Below are 18,480 nucleotides of genomic sequence, written 5' to 3'. Positions count from 1 at the left end.
CACCGTACCGGCCCCCCCAACTTAAGACGTCCCCGCGGGCGGATTGCCGGGGGGACCTCTTCCGGTGTTTCGCGTACGGGCCGCTCAGCGGCCGAGCTTCACCGGAAGCGAGGTGTAACCGGTGAGGCCCATGATGGCGCGGCGCCCGGGGGTGCCGGCCAGCTCTATGTTCGCGAACGTGTCGATCAGCTTCGGGAAGAGATCGGCGGCCTCCATACGGGCGAGGCTGCCGCCGAAGCAGAAGTGACCGCCGGCGCTGAAGCTCAGGTGCGTGCCGTTGTCGCGGCTCAGGTCCAGCCGGTGCGGGTCCGGGAAGCGCGCCGGGTCCCGGTTGGCGGCGGAGAGCAGGGCCAGGACGAGAACGCCCTCGGGGATGTCGGTGCCGCCGATGGTGATGGGCCGGGTCGTGAGACGGCTCGACGCCGTGGTGTGCGCGGTGTGCCGCAGCAGTTCCTCGACGGCCGTCGGCGTGATGGTCTTGTCCGCGCGCCAGCGCTTCAGCTCGTCGGGGTGCTCGATGAGCGCGAGCACGCCGGTCGCGATGAGGTTGGTGGTGGCCGCGAAGCCCGCCGTGAACAGGAAGAGGATGAGCGCCATCAACTCCTCCTCGTCCAGCTTCCCGTTGGTCGCCTCCTGGATGAGGGCGGACATCAGGTCGTCCTTGGGCTCGGCGCGGCACGCCTTGATCACACCGCTGAAGTACCCGGTCAGCTCCTCGGCGGCGGCGTCGGCGGCGGCCAGGTCCTCGTCGGTGTAGAGACCGGAGAAGACACGTGACCAGTCGTCGGCCAGCTCCCAGGTGCGCTTGCCGTCCTCGTAGGGAAGGCCGAGCATGTCGCTGATGACCGCGACGGGGAAGGGCATGGCCAGCAGCTCGACGATGTCGACCGGCTCACCGCCCGCCGACTTCTCGATGAGTTCGTTGATCAGCTCGTCGGTCCGCTTCTCCACCGCGGGCTGCATCTTCTTGATCTTGTTGGGGGTGAACACGCGGGCGGCCAGGCCGCGAACCCGGCCGTGGTCGGGCGCGTTGAGGGTGACCATCGAGTTCAGATACATGCGCAGGGAGATGTGCTCGGCCCAGTCCTCACGCATCTGGGCGGCCGCGCGGGCACCGCTGTGGACGTCGGGCATCTTCAGGAGGGCGGTGACCTCCTCGTACCCCGACAGCGCGTAGATGCCGAGCGCGGACTTGTGGACCCGGTTCACCGACTGCAAGGTCTCGTAGATCGGGAAGGGGTCGTCGGGGAAGGGCGGCGACAGCAGCTTCATCAGCGCCTCGTCGGCCTGCTGGGTGGTGGGCGTCGCTTCGGTGGTCACGTGGTCGTTCTCCTCGTTATGAGTGGTGGTTCCGGTCCGGCACGGGTTTACGGCGCGGACCGCGTGTCGAGCTCGTCGTCGAGGACGTCGAACAGCTCATCGGCCGAGAGCGAGTCCAGTTCGGCCTCGTCGCTCTCGTCCGGCCTGTGGGTCTCGGTCCAGCCGGCCACCAGCGCGCGCAGCCGGTCGGCGACGCGCCCGAACGTCTCCTCGTCAGGCGTCACCGACGCCAACGCCGCCTCCAGACGGGCCAGTTCCGCCTCCAGCGGGGACCCGGCGGGCTCCTGTTCACCGCTCAGCTGCTCGCGCAGGGACTCGGCGACGGCGGCGGGGGTGGGATGGTCGAAGACCAGGGTGGCGGGCAGTTTCAGCCCGGTGGCCGAGCGCAGTGTGTTACGCAGTTCCACGGCGGTGAGCGAGTCGAATCCGAGGTCCTTGAACGCCCGGTCGGACCGGACGGCGTCCACGCCGTCGTGGCCGAGCACCGCCGCCACATGCGTCCGGACCAGCTCGACCAGGATGCCGTCGCGCTCGGCCTCGTCGGCCGCGGCCGCCAGGGTCCGCCGCAGTCCCGCGCCGCCGTCTCCGCCGCCGGCCACGCCCGCGCCCCCGTTACGGCGGCGCGACGTGGGCACCAAGCCGCGCAGCAGCAACGGCAGTTGGTCGACGGCGCGCGACCGCAGGGCCGCCGTGTCCAGGCGGAACGGCGCCAGCGCGGGCTCCCCCGTACGCAACGAGTCGTCCAGCAGCGCCAGACCCTCCTCCTGCGACAGGGCGGGCAGGCCCATGCGCAGCATGCGTTTGCGGTCGGCGTCGGCCAGTTCGCCGAGCCCGGTGGCGGCCTCCCACAGACCGAACGCCAGTGAGGTCACCGGCAGTCCGGCCCGGTGGCGGTGGTGGGCGAGCGCGTCCAGGAACACGTTCGCCGCGGCGTAGTTGCCCTGGCCCGCCGCGAGCAGCAGACCGCCCATCGAGGAGAACAGGACGAAGGCCGACAGTTCGCGGTCGGCCGTCAGCTCGTGCAGATGCCAGGCCCCGTCCACCTTCGGCCGCAGGACCGTGTCCATACGCTCCGGGGTCAGCCCCCGGACCAGGCCGTTGTCCACGACACCGGCCGCGTGGACGACCGCCCCGACCGGATGCCGGTCGAGCACCGCGGCCACCGCGGCGCGGTCGGCCACGTCGCACGCCTCGATGTCCACCCGGGCGCCGTGGGCGCCCAGTTCGGCGCGCAGTTCCGCCGCGCCTGGTGCGCTCTCGCCCCGGCGGCTGGTCAGGACGAGATGCCGGATGCCGTGCGCCGTCACCAGATGACGGGCGACCAGGGCACCGAGTCCGCTGGTGCCGCCCGTGATCAGCACCGTCGGCGACGACTCCCACGGGTTGCGGCCGGCGTCCACCGCCGTAGCGGGAACGCGCGTGAGTGCGGGAACGAGAAGCTCGCCGCCCCGAACCGCCACCTCGGGCGCGTCGACGAAGGGCGGCACGGTGGCCCCGTCGCCCAGGTCGAGCAGCAGGAACCGGCCGGGATTCTCCGCCGCCGCCGCCCGGACCAGGCCCCACACGGGTGCCTGGCTCAGATCGACGTCCTCGCCCTCGATCGGCACCGCGCGGCGGGTGACGACCGCGAGCTTCTCCTCGCTCCTGCCCTTGTCGGCGAGCCAGTCCTGGACACGCGCCAGCACCTGGTCGGCGACCGCGTGGGCGGCCTCGGGTGTGTCGCCGTCGGCGCGCGGGACCTCGTACACCACGACGGGTGTCTCCAGCACGGCCGCGTCGGTGGCCTTGGTCCAGGTGAGGGCGAACAGCGACTCGCGGTGGTCACCGTCGGCCCTCAGCTGCTCGGCCGACACGGGACGCGACGTCAGGGCCGTGACGGAGAGCACGGGGGCGCCGGTCCCGTCGGCGACCTGGACGTCCGTGCCGTCGCCGCCTTCCGGGTTGGACAGCCGGACGCGCAGCGCCGAGGCCCCGGCGCGGTGGAGCGTGACCCCGTTCCAGGAGAACGGCAGCTCCGGCGCGTCGGTCGCGGCGCCCTCCTCGATGAGCCCCACGTGCATCGCCGCGTCCAGCAGCGCCGGATGCAGGCCGAACCGGGCGGCTTCCGCCCCCTCGGGGAGCGAGACCTCGGCGAACACGACGCCGTCGCCGTCCCGCCAGGCGGCCTTGAGCCCCTGGAAGGTGGGGCCGTAGTCGTATCCGCGGGCGAGCAGCCGCTCGTAGGCGCCGTCCACCGGAAGAGGCGTGGCGCCGATCGGCGGCCATTCGGTCAGGTCGGACGAGGGAGATACGGCCGACGGGGTGAGGGCACCGGCCGCGTTGCGGGTCCAGATCTCGTCGTCCAGGGACGAGTAGATCTCGACGGTGCGTGCCTCGGAGTCGTCCGGGCCGCCGACGAGGACGCGAACGGCGACCGCGCCCTTCTCGGGAACGACGAGCGGCGCCTCCAGGGTCAGCTCGTCGATCGTGGCGCAGTCCACCTGTGCGGCGGCTTGCAGGGCCAGTTCGACCAGTCCGGTGCCGGGCAGCAGCAGGGTGCCCAGTACGTCGTGGTCGGCGAGCCAGGGGTGGGTGTCGAGGGAGAGCCGTCCGGTGAAGACGACACCGCCGGTGTCCGGGAGGACGATCCCCGACGTCAGCAGGGGGTGGTCGACGGCGTCGGCGCCGGCCGTTGTCTTGGACTGCTCGATCAGCCAGTAACGCTTGCGCTGGAAGGCGTACGTGGGGAGGTCGACCCGGCGTGCACCACGCCCGTCGAACACGGCATCCCAGTCCACCGGCACACCGGCCGCGAACAACCGGCCCACCCCGGCGAACACACTCTCCACCTCCGGACGGTCACGCCGCAGCGTCGGAGCCAAAGTGCCCTCGGCACTCTGACCCGCCATCGCCGTCAGCACACCATCCGGACCGATCTCCAGGAACCGCGTCACACCCTCGTCCTGCACATGCCGTACGTCATCGGCGAACCGCACCGCGTCGCGTACGTGCGCCACCCAGTAGTCCGCCGACGCCACGTCCCGTACCAACCGAATCACCGGCTCTTGGTACGTGACGCTCTCCGCGACCTTGCGGAAGTCGTCCAGCATCGGATCCATCAGAGGTGAGTGGAAAGCGTGAGAGACCGTCAGACGACTGCGCTTACGGTCGGTGAACCGCTCCGCGACCGCCGTCACCGCCTCCTCCTCACCCGAAATCACCACCGAGGACGGGCTGTTGACCGCCGCGACACTCACCCCACCGGTCAGCAGCGGCAGCACCTCCTCCTCGGTGGCCTGGATCGCGACCATCGCCCCACCCGCCGGCAACGCCTGCATCAACCGCCCACGCGCCGAGATCAACCGGCCCGCATCCTCCAGACCGAACACCCCCGCCACATGCGCCGCCGCCAGCTCACCGATCGAATGCCCCACCAGGAAATCGGGCTTGATCCCCCACGACTCCACCAGCCGGAACAAGGCGACTTCGAGGGCGAAGATCGCGGGCTGGGTGAACTCCGTACGGCTCAGCGCTTCTTCGTCGCCCCACATCACCTCACGCACAGCGGGGTCGAGCACCCCACACACCGCATCGAACGCCGACGCGAAAGCGGGGAACGCCCCGTACAACTCCCGCCCCATACCCAGGCGTTGACTCCCCTGCCCGGTGAACAGGAACGCCACCTTGCCCACACCGGTCTCACCCGTGACCGTCTCGGACCCGACGAGTACCGCGCGGTGTTCGAGAGCGGCCCGGCCTGTCGCCGCCGAGTACGCCACGTCGAGCGCGTTCCCGTCGGCGACCGCAGCGCCGAACCGGCCGATCTGCGCCTCCAGGGCTGCCGGGGACTTCCCCGACACCACCACCGGCGCCACCGACAACTCCCGCCGCTCCACGGTCACTTCCTCGACCGGCGCGACTTCTTCGACGATGACGTGGGCGTTCGTGCCACTGATTCCGAAGGAGGAGATGGCGGCGCGGCGGGGGCGGCCCTCGCTGGGCCAGTCCCGCGCCTCGGTCAGCAGCCGGACATCACCCGCGTCCCAGTCCACCTGCTTTGTCGGCTCATCCACATGCAACGTCTTCGGCAGCCGGCCGTGACGCATCGCCTCGACCATCTTGATGATCCCCGCCACACCAGCCGCCGCCTGCGTATGCCCGATGTTCGACTTGATCGAACCCAGCCACAACGGCCGCCCTTCGGGGCGGCCCTGGCCATAGGTGGCGAAGAGTGCCTGGGCCTCGATGGGGTCGCCCAGCGTCGTACCGGTGCCGTGTGCCTCGACCGCGTCGACATCGGCGGCCGCCAGGCCGGCGTTGGCCAGCGCCTGCTTGATCACGCGGCGCTGGGAGGGGCCGTTGGGGGCCGTCAGACCGTTGCTGGCCCCGTCCTGGTTCAGCGCGCTCCCGCGCACCACCGCCAGCACCGGATGCCCCAGCCGACGCGCCTCCGACAGCCGCTCGACAACGAGAACGCCCGCTCCCTCGCCCCATCCGGTGCCGTCGGTGGAGGACGAGAAGGACTTGCAGCGGCCGTCGGCGGCGAGGCCGCGCTGTTCGCTGAAGTCGATGAACGACTGCGGTGTTCCCATGACGGTCACGCCGCCGACGAGGGCCAGCGAGCACTCGCCGGAGCGCAGTGCCTGCGCCGCCCAGTGCAGGGCCACCAGGGACGACGAGCACGCCGTGTCCACGCTCACCGCGGGGCCTTCGAGGCCGAGGGTGTAGGACACCCGGCCCGACACGAGGCTGCCGCCGCCGGTGCCGCCCGGATAGTCGTGGTACATCACTCCGGCGAACACACCGGTCGGGCTGCCCTTGAGTGTGGTGGGCGCGATCCCGGCGCGCTCCAGCGCCTCCCAGGACGTCTCCAGCAGCAGCCGCTGCTGCGGGTCCATGTCGAGGGCCTCGCGCGGGCTGATGCCGAAGAACTCGGCGTCGAACTGCGCGGCGTCGTGCAGGAATCCGCCGTCGCGCACATAGGTCTTCCCCGGAATGCCGGGCTCGGGGTCGTAGATGTCCTCCACGCCCCAGCCCCGGTCGGCCGGGAACTCCGATATCGCGTCGACGCCCTCGTCCACCAGCCGCCACAACCCCTCGGGCGTGTCCACACCACCCGGGTAGCGGCAGGCCATCGAGACGATGGCGATCGGGTCGTCGTCCGACGGGCGCACCACGGACGCGACCGGCGCCGACTCGACGGCTCCGGACAGCTCCTGGAGGAGATGTCCCGCCAGCACGTCGGGGGTGGGGTAGTCGAAGACGAGGGTGGCGGGCAGGCGCAGTCCGGTGGCGGCGCCCAGCAGGTTGCGCAGTTCGATCGCGGTCAGGGAGTCGAATCCGAGGTCGCGGAAGGCGCGCTCGGGGTCGATGGCCTCGGCGCCGCCGTGGCGCAGGACCATCGCCGCCTGGGAGCGTACGAGACCGAGGAGTTCCTCGGCCCGTTCCGCCTCGCCGAGTCCGGCCAGACGCTGCCGCAGGACGCCGGTCGCTGACGCGTCGTTGTCGAGGACACGGCGCGCGCGCCCACGGACGAGGCCGCGCATGATGGGCGGCGGTGTGTCGAAGGCCGCGAGGTCGAACCGTACGGGTACCAGTACGGGCTCCGCCACGCCGGCGGCGGCGTCGAGCAGGGCGAGGCCCTCCTCCGGCGCCAGGTCGCGCATGCCGGCCGAGGCGAGGCCGTCGGCCATGCCTTCTCCGGCCCACGGGCCCCAGGCCAGCGACAGCGCGGGCAGTCCGGCGGCGTGCCGGTGGCGCGCGAGACCGTCGAGGAGTGTGCTGGCGGCGGCGTAGTTGCCCTGGCCGGGGGCGCCGAGTACGCCCGCGACGGACGAGAAGAGCACGAACGCGGTCAGGCCCATGTCGCGGGTGAGTTCGTGCAGATGCCATGCGGCGTCCGCCTTCGGGCGCAGCACGCGGTCGATGCGCTCGGGCGTCAGCGAGAGAAGCACGCCGTCGTCCAGGACGCCCGCCGCGTGGACGACTCCCCCGATGGTCCGGCCGTCGAGCAGTGCGGCCAAGGCGTCGCGGTCGGCGGCGTCGCAGGCGACCACCTCGACCTCGGCGCCGAGTGCCGTCAGTTCCTCGGCGAGTTCGGCGGCTCCGGGTGCCTGCGGGCCCCGGCGGCTGGTCAGCAGCAGGCGCCGTACGTCGTGCCGGGTGACCAGATGGCGGGCGACGGCGGCGCCGAGGGCGCCGGTCCCGCCGGTGATCAGTACGGCGCGTTCGGTGTCCCAGGCGGAGGGGGTCGATTCGAGCGGTACGCCGACCAGCCGGGGCACCCGTGTCCCGCCGTCGCTCACGCGCAGTTCGGGCTCGCCGACCGCGACGATGTGCTGGGGGTCGACCGGGCCTTCGGTGTCGACGAGGAAGAAGCGGCCGGGGTGCTCGCCCTCGGCGGCGCGTACCAGCCCCCAGGCGGCGGCGTGGCCGAGGTCGGAGCCGTCGGTGGCGCCGTGGGTGACGACGACGAGGGCGGTGTCGCCCTCGATCGCGGCCCGCACGGCTTCGAGTACGCCGGTGGTCACCGCGCGCACGGCGGCCGGTGTGTCGCCGGTCGTCGGGGGGCAGTGGTGGACGCTCACCTCGATGTCGTCGGCCGGTGCCCGGACTTCGGCGGCCGGGATCCAGTCCACGCGGAAGAGGGCGTTGGCGACGCGGGCCGCGGCCGGCGCGAGGCCGTCGGCGGTGACGGGGCGCAGCGTCAGCGAGCCGACCGAGGCGACGGGCCGCCCCAGTGCGTCGGCCAGTTCCAGGGACAAGGACTTGTCGGCCCGGACGCGCAGGTGGACCCGTGCGGCGGTGGCGCCCTCCGCGTGGAGGGTGACGTCCGACCAGGAGAACGGCAGTACCTTCGCGTCCTCGCCCGCCAGGTCGAGCACGTGCAACGCCGAGTCGAACAGGGCGGGATGGAGGCCGAAGCCTCCGGCGTCCACACCTTCGGGCAGGGCGATCTCGGCGAACAGCTCGTCGCCGCGCCGCCATCCGGCGCGCAGTCCCTGGAACGTCGGCCCGTATCCGAGCCCTTCGTAGAGTCCGTCGACCGTGAGCGACTCGGCGTCGCGCGGCGGCCATGCCACGAGTCCGGTGGCCGCGTCGCCGGCGTCGGGCGCCAGGAATCCCTCGGCGTGCAGGATCCATTCGTGGTCGAGCGGGGCGTCGTCGGCGCGGGAGAACACGCTCACCGGGCGGAGTCCCGACGCGTCGGGCGCGTCGACGGCGACCTGGATGTGGACTCCGCCGTGCTCGGGCAGGAACAGGGGCGCGGCGACGTTGAGTTCCTCGACGCGGTTCCATCCCACCTGGTCCCCCGCGCGCACGGCGAGTTCCACGTACGCGGTGCCGGGCAGCAGGACGGAGCCCATCATGGTGTGGTCGGACAGCCAGGGGTGGGCCCCGGTGGAGAGCCGTCCAGTGAACACCACGCCGTCGGAGCCGGGCAGGTGCACCATCGCGCCGAGCAGCGGGTGGTCGGGCCGGTCGAGGCCGGCGGAGGTGACGTCGCCGCCCAGGCCGCGCTTGTCGAACCAGTAACGGGCGCGCTGGAAGGGGTAGGTGGGCAGGTCGACCCGCCGGGCGCCGCGGCCGTCGAAGACGCCCGCCCAGTCGACCTTCAGGCCCGCCGTGTGCAGGCCGCCGAGGGCGGTGAGGACAGCGACGGGTCCGGTTTCGTTGCGGCGCAGGGCCGGGACGAGTACGGCGGTGTCGGCGGTGGTGGTGAGGCTCTGGCGGGCCATGGCGGTCAGGATGCCGTCGGGCCCGAGTTCGACGTACCGGTTGACGCCTTCGGCTTCCAGCCGGGTCACCGCGTCGGCGAAGCGGACGGTGTCCCGGACGTGCCCCACCCAGTACGCGGCGGTGGTGACGTCGCCGTTCGCGACGACGGGGACGGCGGGCTCCGCGTAGGTGACGCGCTCCGCGACGCGGCGGAAGTCGTCCAGCATCGGGTCCATCAGTGTCGAGTGGAACGCGTGCGACACCTTCAGCCGGTTGGTCCGGCGCGTACCGAGCTGTTCGAGGACGGCGTCCACGGCCTCCTCGGTGCCCGAAAGCACCACGGAGGTGGGGCCGTTGACGGCGGCGACACCGACGCCGTCGGTGAGCAGCGGGAGAACTTCCTCCTCGGCGGCCTCGACCGCGACCATCGCGCCGCCCGGCGGCAGCGCCTGCATCAGCCGTGCCCGCGCGGTGATCAGCGAGGCGGCGTCGGGCAGGGAGAACACCCCGGCCACATGGGCGGCGGCGAGTTCGCCGATGGAGTGTCCGGCGACGAAGTCGGGCCGTACGCCCCACGATTCGAGCAGTCGGAACAGGGCGACCTGGAGAGCGAAGATCGCGGGCTGGGTGAACTCGGTGCGGCCCAGGGCCTCTTCGTCGCCCCACATGACCTCGCGGACGGTGGGGTCGAGCGCGGAGCACACCTCGTCGAAGGCGCGCGCGAACACGGGGAACGCCGCGTGCAGGTCGCGGCCCATGCCGAGCCGCTGGCTGCCCTGACCGGTGAAGAGGAAGGCGGTCAGCCCGCTCGACCGGGCCGCGCCGGCCAGCGGCGCGCCGTCCGCGAGCGCGGTCAGCGCGCCGAGGATCTCGTCGCGGTCGTGGCCGACCACGACGGCGCGGCGGCTGAGCGCGGCGCGGGAGGTGGCGAGGGAGAACGCCATGTCGACGGGGTCGAGACCGGGCGTGGTCCGCAGGTGGTCGGCCAACTGCCGGGCCTGGGCGCGTATCGCGGTCTCGGTGCCGGCCGACAGCGGCAGCGGCACGGGGAGGGACGCGTCCGTGGCCGGGCGCGGTGCGGCGGGCTCGGGCGGGGACTCGGGGTCGGGCTGCGCCTGCTCGATGATCACATGGGCGTTGGTGCCGCTGACGCCGAACGAGGACACCGCGGCGCGGCGCGGCCGGTCGGCGTCGGGCCAGGCGCGCGCCTCGGTGAGCAGGCGTACGTTGCCGGCCTCCCAGTCGACCTGCGGCGACGCCTCGTCGACGTGCAGTGTCTTCGGCAGTGTGCCGCGCCGGATGGCCTCGACCATCTTGATGACGCCCGCGACGCCGGCGGCGGCCTGGGTGTGGCCGATGTTCGACTTGACCGAACCGAGCCACAGCGGCTCTTCGCGGCCCTGTCCGTACGTGGCGAGCAGTGCCTGCGCCTCGATGGGGTCGCCGAGCGAGGTACCGGTGCCGTGGCCCTCCATGACGTCGACGTCGGCGGTCGTCAGTCCGGCGGCGGTGAGCGCCTGCTGGATGACGCGGCGCTGGGAGGGGCCGTTGGGTGCGCTGAAGCCGTTGGACGCGCCGTCCTGGTTGACCGCCGAGCCGCGTACGACGGCCAGCACGGGGTGCCCGTTACGGCGGGCGTCGGACAGCTTCTCCAGCAGCAGGACGCCCGCGCCCTCGGCCCAGCCGGTGCCGTCGGCGGAGGCGGCGAACGAGCGGCAGCGGCCGTCGGCCGAGAGCCCGCGCTGCTCGCTGAACTCGATGAACGTCTCGGGTGTGGCCATGACGCTGACGCCGCCGGCGAGCGCCAGGGTGCACTCGCCCGAGCGCAGGGCGGCCGAGGCCCACTGGAGTGCGACCAGCGACGACGAGCAGGCCGTGTCGACGGTGACCGCCGGGCCCTCCAGGCCGAGGGTGTAGGCGACGCGTCCGGAGACGAGGCTGCCGTCGCTGCTGGTGATGCCGTAGTCGTGGTACATCGCGCCGGCGAACACGCCGGTACGGCTGCCGCGCAGCGACGCCGGGTCGAGTCCGGCGCGTTCCATCGACTCCCAGGTGATCTCCAGGAGGAGCCGCTGCTGGGGGTCCATGGTGAGGGCCTCGCGCGGGCTGATCCCGAAGAACTCGGGGTCGAACTGCGCGGCGTCGTGCAGGAATCCGCCCTCGCGCGCGTACGTCCTGCCGGGCTTTCCGGGCTCGGGGTCGTACAGCGTGCCCATGTCCCAGCCGCGGTCGGCCGGGAACGGGCTGATCGCGTCGCGGCCCTCGTCGACCAGCGCCCACAGGTCCTCGGGGGATTCGACGCCGCCGGGGTACCGGCAGGCCATGCCGATGATCGCGATGGGTTCGGTGGTGGCGCTCGCGACGGCGCGCAGGCTGTCGTTGTCCTGCCGCAGCCTCTCGTTCTCGACCAGCGAGCCACGCAGTGCCTCGACGATCTCCTCGACTTCGGCGTTCATCGTCGTCTCAGCCTCCGCTCACGGTGGTGGTCCGCGGGTCGCCCACGCGTACCGAGTCAAGGAATCCGCCGAGCACCTCGTAGAACCGTTCCGGCTCCTCCAGGTGCGGGTTGTGGCTGGAGTTCTCCAGGATTTCCCAGCGGGAGTTCGGAATGAGTTCGTCGTAGGGGCGCACGGTGACCGGGGTGGCCTCGTCGTGGCGGCCCGACAGGACGAGGGTGGGCGCGCTGATGTCGGGCAGGCAGTCGATGACCGACCAGTCGCGGATGCTGCCGATGACATGGAACTCGTTGGGGCCGTTCATGGTGCGGTAGACCGTCGGGTCGGTGACGGCTTCCAGGTACGAGGCCATGAGTTCGCTGGGCCACGGTTCGACGCGGCAGACGTGGCGGCTGTAGAAGACCAGCATCGCCTCCAGGTACTCGTCACTGTCGGTGGTGCCGGCTGCCTCGTGGCGCCGCAGCGTGTCGTCCACGCCCGGGGGCAGTTGGGCGCGCAGGACGTCCATCTCCGACAGCCACAGCGGGTAGGAGGCCGGCGCGTTGGCGATGACCAGGCCGCGCAGCCCGGCGGGTTTGGCCGAGGCGTGCCAGGCGGCGAGCAGCCCGCCCCAGGACTGTCCGAACAGGACGTAGTCGTCGGCGATGTCGAGCCGGCGCAGCAGGTTCTCCAGCTCGTCGCGGAAGAGCCGGGGGGTCCAGAAGCCGGGGTCGGCGTCGGGGAGATGGGTGGAGCCGCCGTTCCCGATCTGGTCGTAGTGCACCACCGACCAGCCCTGTTCGGCGTAGACGGACAGTCCGGTCAGGTAGTCGTGGGTGGAGCCGGGGCCTCCGTGCACGACGACGAGGGCCGGGCGGCCCTTCGCGGGCTGCCCGGTGACGCGGTACCAGGTCTTGTACTCCCCGAAGGGAACAGTTCCTTTGGCCGTGGGCGTGGACGCCATTTCTCAAACCACCTAAGTTCGGGTCGTTCTCAGCAGCGGTGCCGCGTCCCCCGCACGCGGCGTGCACTTCTTCCGAGGGGAAGCCTGGCGTCGGCCACGGCTCAGTCGAGCGTCTCCAGCCACTCCTCGATGGCGCGGGCGGTCGCCGGGGCGTGGTCCTGCCCGAGCGAGAAGTGGTTGCCTTCGACGGTGCGCAGGGTGTGCTCCGGGTCCCACGGGCGGGCCCGCATCTCCGCCACGTCGACCCCCTCGGGGGGCTGGACGAACGGCTCGGACGCCTGGACGAACAGGGTCGGCGCGGCCAGTCGTACGGGGTCGAAGCCCGCCAGCACCTGGAAGTAGTGCGGCATGGCGGACAGCCGTGCGGCGTCGTAGTTGCCGAGGGTCGTCTCCACCGTGAGCAGTTCGCCCATGAGGTGGCCGAACCCGACGTTCATCGCCGTGTCCTCGACCCTGAAGGTGTCGATCAGGACGAGTCCGGCGGGCGGGACCTTGAGGGTCTCCTCCAGGTGCCGGGCGATGATGTGGCCGATGATGCCGCCGGACGAGTAGCCGAGCAGGACGAACGGCTCGCCGTCGGCCGCCGCCAGCACGGCGTCGCTGAGCACCTGGGTCAGCACCTCGACGGAATCGGGCAGTGGCTCGTCCCGGTGGAATCCGGGCAGGGCCACCGCCGACACGTGCCGCACGTCGCGGAACTCGGACCCCAGCCGGGCGTGCTGGTGCACACCGCCGCCCGCCATGGGGGTGGCCAGGCAGATCAGCCGGGGGCGGCCGGGGCCGTCGGCCAACTGCACCCTCTTCGGGGCCTGTTCGAGTTCGGCGGGCGTGGTGAACCGGGGCCGCAGCGCCGCGACCGCCGACATCAGGGCCAGTGCCCCGGTGGTGTCACCGGCCCGGACCGCACCGCGGAACAGCTCGGTGACGGTCTCGTCGTCCTCCTCCGAGGACTCGGCGGCGGACCGCGTGTCGACGGTCCCGGACTCCATCTCGTCCGCGAGGAGACGGGCCAGGTTGGCCGGGGTCTTGCTGTCGAACACCGCCATCGTGGGCAGCTTGGCCCCGGTGGCGGCGATCAGCGCGGTACGCAGTTCCATCGCGGTGAGCGAGTCGAACCCGGACTCCAGGAAGTCGCGGCTGGGGTCGACGGCGTCGGCGTCGGCGTGTCCGAGCACGGACGCGGCGAGGTTCAGCACCAGTTCGCCCAGGGCCCGCTCCCGCTGTTCGACGGGCATCGCGGCCAGTTCGTGCCGCAGCGCCGACGGGTCGGCGGTCGCGGCGCGGCGCCGCGCGGCCGGGACCAACCCGCGGAGGACGACGGGGAGTTCGCCGCCGGCGCCGTTGCGCAGGGCCCGGAGGTCCAGGCTCATCGGCACGAGCGCCGGCTCGGGCCGCGCGGACGCGGCGTCGAACAGCGCGAGGCCGTCGTGCGACGAGAGCGCGGGCATGCCCTGGCGGCGCAGCCGCCGCAGGTCGGCCTCGCTCAGATGGCCGGCCATGCCGCCGGTGTCCGCCCACAGTCCCCAGGCGAGGGACTGCGCGGGCAGCCCTTCGGTGTGGCGCCGTGCGGCGAGGGCGTCGAGGAAGGTGTTGGCGGCGGCGTAGTTGCCCTGGCCGGGCGAGCCGAGCACGCCCGCCGCCGACGAGAACAGGACGAAGGCGCCGAGGTCCTGGTCGCGGGTGAGGTCGTGCAGGTTGAGCGCGCCGTCGACCTTGGGGCGCAGGACCTGTCCGAGGCCGTGCTCCGTCAGGTTGGCGATCATGCTGTCGGCCAGTACCCCGGCCGTGTGGACGACTGCGCCGAGGGTGCGGCCGGTCAGCAGCGCCTCGACGGCGGCCCGGTCGGCCACGTCGCAGGCGGCGATCTCGACGGTCGCGCCGGCGGCGGTCAGCTCCTGGTGGAGGCCGGCCGCGCCTTCCGCGTCGCTACCGCGACGGCTGGTCAGCAGCAGCTCGCGGACGCCGTGTTCGGCCACCAGGTGACGGGCGACGAGCGCGCCGAGACCGCCCGTACCGCCGGTGATAAGCACGGCTCCCGGCCGGTCCCAGGGGGAGCGCGCGGGTGCTTCGTCCTCCGGCGGCGCCGGGACGCGCGCGAGCCGCGGGACCAGGATCTCCTGGCCGCGTACGCGCAGGTCGGGCTCGCCGGACGCGACGGCCCGGCCGATCGTCTCCGGGTCGTCGCCGTCCGTGTCGAGGAGGGCGAAGCGCTCCGGGTCCTCGGAGCGGGCGGCGCGGACCAGGCCCCAGGCGGAGGCGTGGGCCAGGTCGTCGCCGCGGGTGACCACCATGAGCCTGCTGTCGGCGAACCGCCTCTCCGTGAGCCAGGTCTGCAGGGTACGGAGCGTCTCGGCGGTGACGGTCCTGACGTCGTCGGCGAGCCGGCCGGTGCCCGCGGGGGGTGTCCAGGCGACCGTGGCGGGCACCGGGCCGGCGAGTTCCGCCAACTCGGTGACCGTGGTCCAGTCCGCGTCGGCGGCGGTGGCCGTGGCGGGTGTCCACGCGAGGTGGAAGAGGGAGTCGCCCGGCCCGGGGGCCGCCGGTGCGAGCTGCTCGGCGGAGACCTCCCGGGAGATCAGCGACTCGACGTACGCGACGGGCCGGCCCTGCGCGTCGGCGACGCGGATCGTCGTGCCGCCCTCGGCGTTGGGGGTGAACCGGACGCGCGCGGCCCTGGCGCCGAAGGCGTGCAGCCGGACGCCTTTCCAGGCGAACGGCAGTGAGGTGGGTTCGTCGTCGGCCGCGCCGAGTATCACCGCGTGCAGGGCGGAGTCGAGCAGGGCCGGGTGCAGGACGAACCTCTCGGCGTCGGCGACTTCCTCGGCGAGCGCCACCTCGGCGAACGTCTCGTCGCCGACGCGCCAGGCCGCCTTGAGCGCCTGGAACGCGGGGCCGTACACGTATCCGAGGTCCGCGAACCGTTCGTACGCGCCGTCGGTGGTGATCCTCGTCGCCTCGTCCGGCGGCCAGCGCGTCAGGTCGAAGGCGGTCGCCGGGGCGGCGTCCTCGGCCATCAGGGCGCCTTCGGCGTGCAGGACCCACGGCGCTTCGTCGTCCGCGTCCTCGGCGAGGGAGTGGACGCTCAGGGGGCGTCGGCCGGTGTCGTCGGCCGGTTCACCGACCGTCAGGCGCAGTTGTACGCCGCCGCCCTCGGGCAGGACCAGCGGTGCGCGCAGCGTGAGTTCGTCGAGTACGCCGTGGCCGACCTGTTCGCCCACGCGCACCGCCAGTTCGACGAAGGCCGTGCCGGGCAGCAGTGTCGCGCCGAGCACCTCGTGGTCGGCCAGCCAGGGGTGGGTGTCGGTCGACAGACGTCCGGTGTAGATCACCGTCCGTGAGCCGGGAACGGCGATCTCGGCGCTCAGCAGGGGGTGGTCGAGCGCGCTGAGCCCCATGGCCGCCGCGCCGCCGCCCCCTGCGTCCACCGGCTCCTGGAGCCAGTAGCGGGTGCGCTGGAAGGAGTAGGTGGGCAGATCGACCCGGTGTGCTCCCCGGCCCGCGAAGAACGCGGTCCAGTCGGGGGAGGTGCCCGTGGTGTGCAGGTGGGCGACGGCGGTCAGCAGTGTCGTGGCCTCGGGCCGCTCGCGGCGCAGGGCGGCGACGGCGGTGGCCTCCGGGGCGGTCTGGCGGGCCATGGCGGCGAGGGCCCCGTCGGGTCCCAGCTCCAGGAACCGGGTGACGCCTTCGCCGTCCAGGCGTCGTACGTCGTCGGCGAACCGCACGGCCTCGCGCACATGCCGTACCCAGTAGTCGGCGGACGCCATGTCCTTGACCAGCCGGATGCGCGGCCGTTCGTAGGTGACGGACTCGGCGATCTTGCGGAAGTCCTCCAGCATCGGTTCCATCAGCGGCGAGTGGAACGCGTGGGACACGGTCAGCCGGCGGGTCCTGCGGTCGGTGAAGTGCTCGGTGACCGCCGCGACGGCGTCCTCGGTGCCCGAAATGACCACGGAGGTGGGGCTGTTGAGGGCGGCGATGCCCACCTCGTCGGTGAGCAGCGGGGCGATCTCCTCCTCGGTGGCCTGGATGGCCGTCATGGCTCCGCCGGCCGGCAGCGCCTGCATCAGCCGCCCGCGTTCGGCGACCAGCCGCGCGGCGTCCGGCAGGCTGAGAACGCCCGCGACATGGGCGGCGGCCAGTTCGCCGATGGAGTGCCCGGCGAGGAAGTCGGGCTTGATTCCCCAGGATTCGACCAGCCGGAACAGGGCGACCTCCAAGGCGAAGATCGCGGGCTGGGCGTACTCGGTGCGGTTCAGCGCCGCCTCGTCACCCCACACCACGTCCTTGAGCGCCAGGCCCGTCGCCTCGCACACCTCGTCGAACGCGGTGGCGAAGACCGGGTAGGTCTCGTGCAACTCCCGTCCCATGCCGAGGCGTTGGCTGCCCTGGCCGGTGAACAGGAACGCCACCTTGCCCTCGCGGCGCTTGCCGGTGACGACGGACGGCGCGGCGGTTCCGCCGGCCAGTGCGGTGAGTCCGGCGAGGAGGCCCGGACGGTCGTCGGCGACGATCGCCGAGCGGTGTTCGAGAGCGGCGCGGCCGGTCGCCAGGGACAGGCCCACGTCGGCCGGCGTCAGATCGGGCCGCTCGCGCAGATGGGAGTGGAGGGTCTCGGCCTGGGCGGACAGCGCCTGCTGGGTTCTGCCCGACAGGGTCCACAGGACCGGGCCGCCGGTGGTCGCGGCCGGTGGCGCGTCCTCCCCGGTTGCCGGGGCCTCCTCGGCCGGTGCCTCCTCGATGATGACGTGGGCGTTGGTGCCGCTGATACCGAAGGACGACACACCCGCGCGGCGCGGGTGTTCCTGGTCGGGCCACGGCCGTGCCTCGGTGAGCAGTCGTACGTCGCCGGACTCCCAGTCCACCTGGGGTGTCGGCGCGTCCACGTGCAGGGTGGGCGGCATGACGCCGTGCCGGATGGCCTCGACGACCTTGATGATGCCGGCGACACCCGCCGCTGCCTGCGTGTGGCCGATGTTCGACTTGATCGAGCCCAGCCACAGCGGCCGGTCCTCGGGGCGGTCCTGCCCGTACGCGGCGAGCAGGGCCTGCGCCTCGATCGGGTCACCCAGGGTCGTACCGGTGCCGTGACCCTCGATCAGATCGACGCCGTCGGCGGAGACCCGGGCGTTGGCCAGCGCCTGCCTGATCACCCGTTGCTGGGCGGGGCCGTTGGGGGCGGTGATGCCATTGCTGGCGCCGTCCTGGTTGATCGCCGTACCGCGCACGATCCCCAGCACCGGGTGGCCGTTGCGGCGGGCGTCGGACAGCCGCTCCACGAGGATCATGCCGACGCCCTCGCCCCAGCCGGTGCCGTCGGCGGCGGCCGCGTACGACTTGCAGCGGCCGTCGGTGGCCAGTCCGCGCTGGTGGCTGAACTCGATGAAGGTCTCGGGTGTCGCCATCACGGTGACACCACCGGCCAGCGCGAGCGTGCACTCCCCCGACCGCAGTGCCTGGACGGCCCAGTGCAGGGCCACCAGGGACGACGAGCAGGCGGTGTCGATGGTCACCGCCGGGCCCTCAAGACCCAGGGTGTAGGCGACCCGGCCGGAGGCCATGGCGCCGGTGCTGCTGTTGTACGTGTAGTCGTGGTACATCATCCCGGCGAACACACCGGTGGGGCTGCCCTTGAGCGTCGTCGGGTCGATCCCCGCCCGCTCAAGCACCTCCCAGGACGCCTCCAGCAACAGCCGCTGCTGAGGGTCCATCACCAGCGCCTCGTTCGGCGCGATCCCGAAGAAACCGGGGTCGAACTCGGCGGCGTCGTACAGGAACCCGCCCTCGCGGGAGTACGTCTTGCCGGGCTTTCCGGGCTCGGGGTCGTAGATGCCCTCCTCGTCCCAGCCGCGGTCGGCGGGGAACCGCGAGACGGCGTCCGTCCCGTCGGCGACCAGCCGCCACAGCTGCTCGGGAGAGGTCGCGCCGGGGTAGCGGCAGCTCATCGCCACGATCGCGATCGGTTCGCGGGAGGCGGCCTGCAGGGCGCGGTTGCGCGTACGCAGGCTCTCGGACTCCTTGAGCGACGCGCGCAGCGCCGCCACGAGTTTCTGGTCGGTGTCGGCC

At 72.6% G+C, this 18,480-nt stretch carries 3 protein-coding genes and 1 pseudogene; all 4 read right to left on the bottom strand.

Annotation, left to right across the window (positions count from 1 at the left end; translation table 11 throughout):
* Positions 1-84: 84 nt before the first annotated feature.
* The 4 genes and pseudogenes from ACFUN8_RS24185 to ACFUN8_RS24170 all read right to left on the bottom strand — a co-directional run bounded on the left by ACFUN8_RS24185 (position 85) and on the right by ACFUN8_RS24170 (position 18,458).
* A complete protein-coding gene (locus ACFUN8_RS24185) occupies positions 85-1,320 on the bottom strand; it encodes a cytochrome P450 (RefSeq protein WP_383641270.1) in 1,236 nt (411 codons plus the stop codon).
* A gap of 47 nt (positions 1,321-1,367) precedes the next feature.
* Positions 1,368-11,474 (bottom strand): annotated as a pseudogene (locus tag ACFUN8_RS24180) (SDR family NAD(P)-dependent oxidoreductase); the annotation flags it as partial.
* Positions 11,475-11,481: 7 nt separating this feature from the next.
* Positions 11,482-12,417 carry a proline iminopeptidase-family hydrolase gene (locus ACFUN8_RS24175; protein ID WP_383641267.1) on the bottom strand — a complete coding sequence of 312 codons (936 nt, stop codon included), beginning with the start codon at positions 12,415-12,417 and terminating at the stop codon, positions 11,482-11,484.
* Positions 12,418-12,518: 101 nt separating this feature from the next.
* Entirely contained in the window at positions 12,519-18,458 is a 5,940-nt protein-coding gene (locus ACFUN8_RS24170) for a type I polyketide synthase (protein WP_383641273.1), read from the bottom strand.
* Positions 18,459-18,480: the final 22 nt, after the last annotated feature.

Origin of the sequence: Streptomyces sp. NPDC057307, assembly GCF_042667665.1 — a bacterium.
Classification (GTDB): domain Bacteria; phylum Actinomycetota; class Actinomycetes; order Streptomycetales; family Streptomycetaceae; genus Streptomyces.
This window is presented reverse-complemented; position numbering and strand designations above follow the sequence as displayed.

Excerpts from the sequence above, each read along its gene's own strand:
- ACFUN8_RS24175 (WP_383641267.1), bottom strand. The coding sequence starts at position 12,417 with ATGGCGTCCACGCCCACGGCCAAAGGAACTGTTCCCTTCGGGGAGTAC.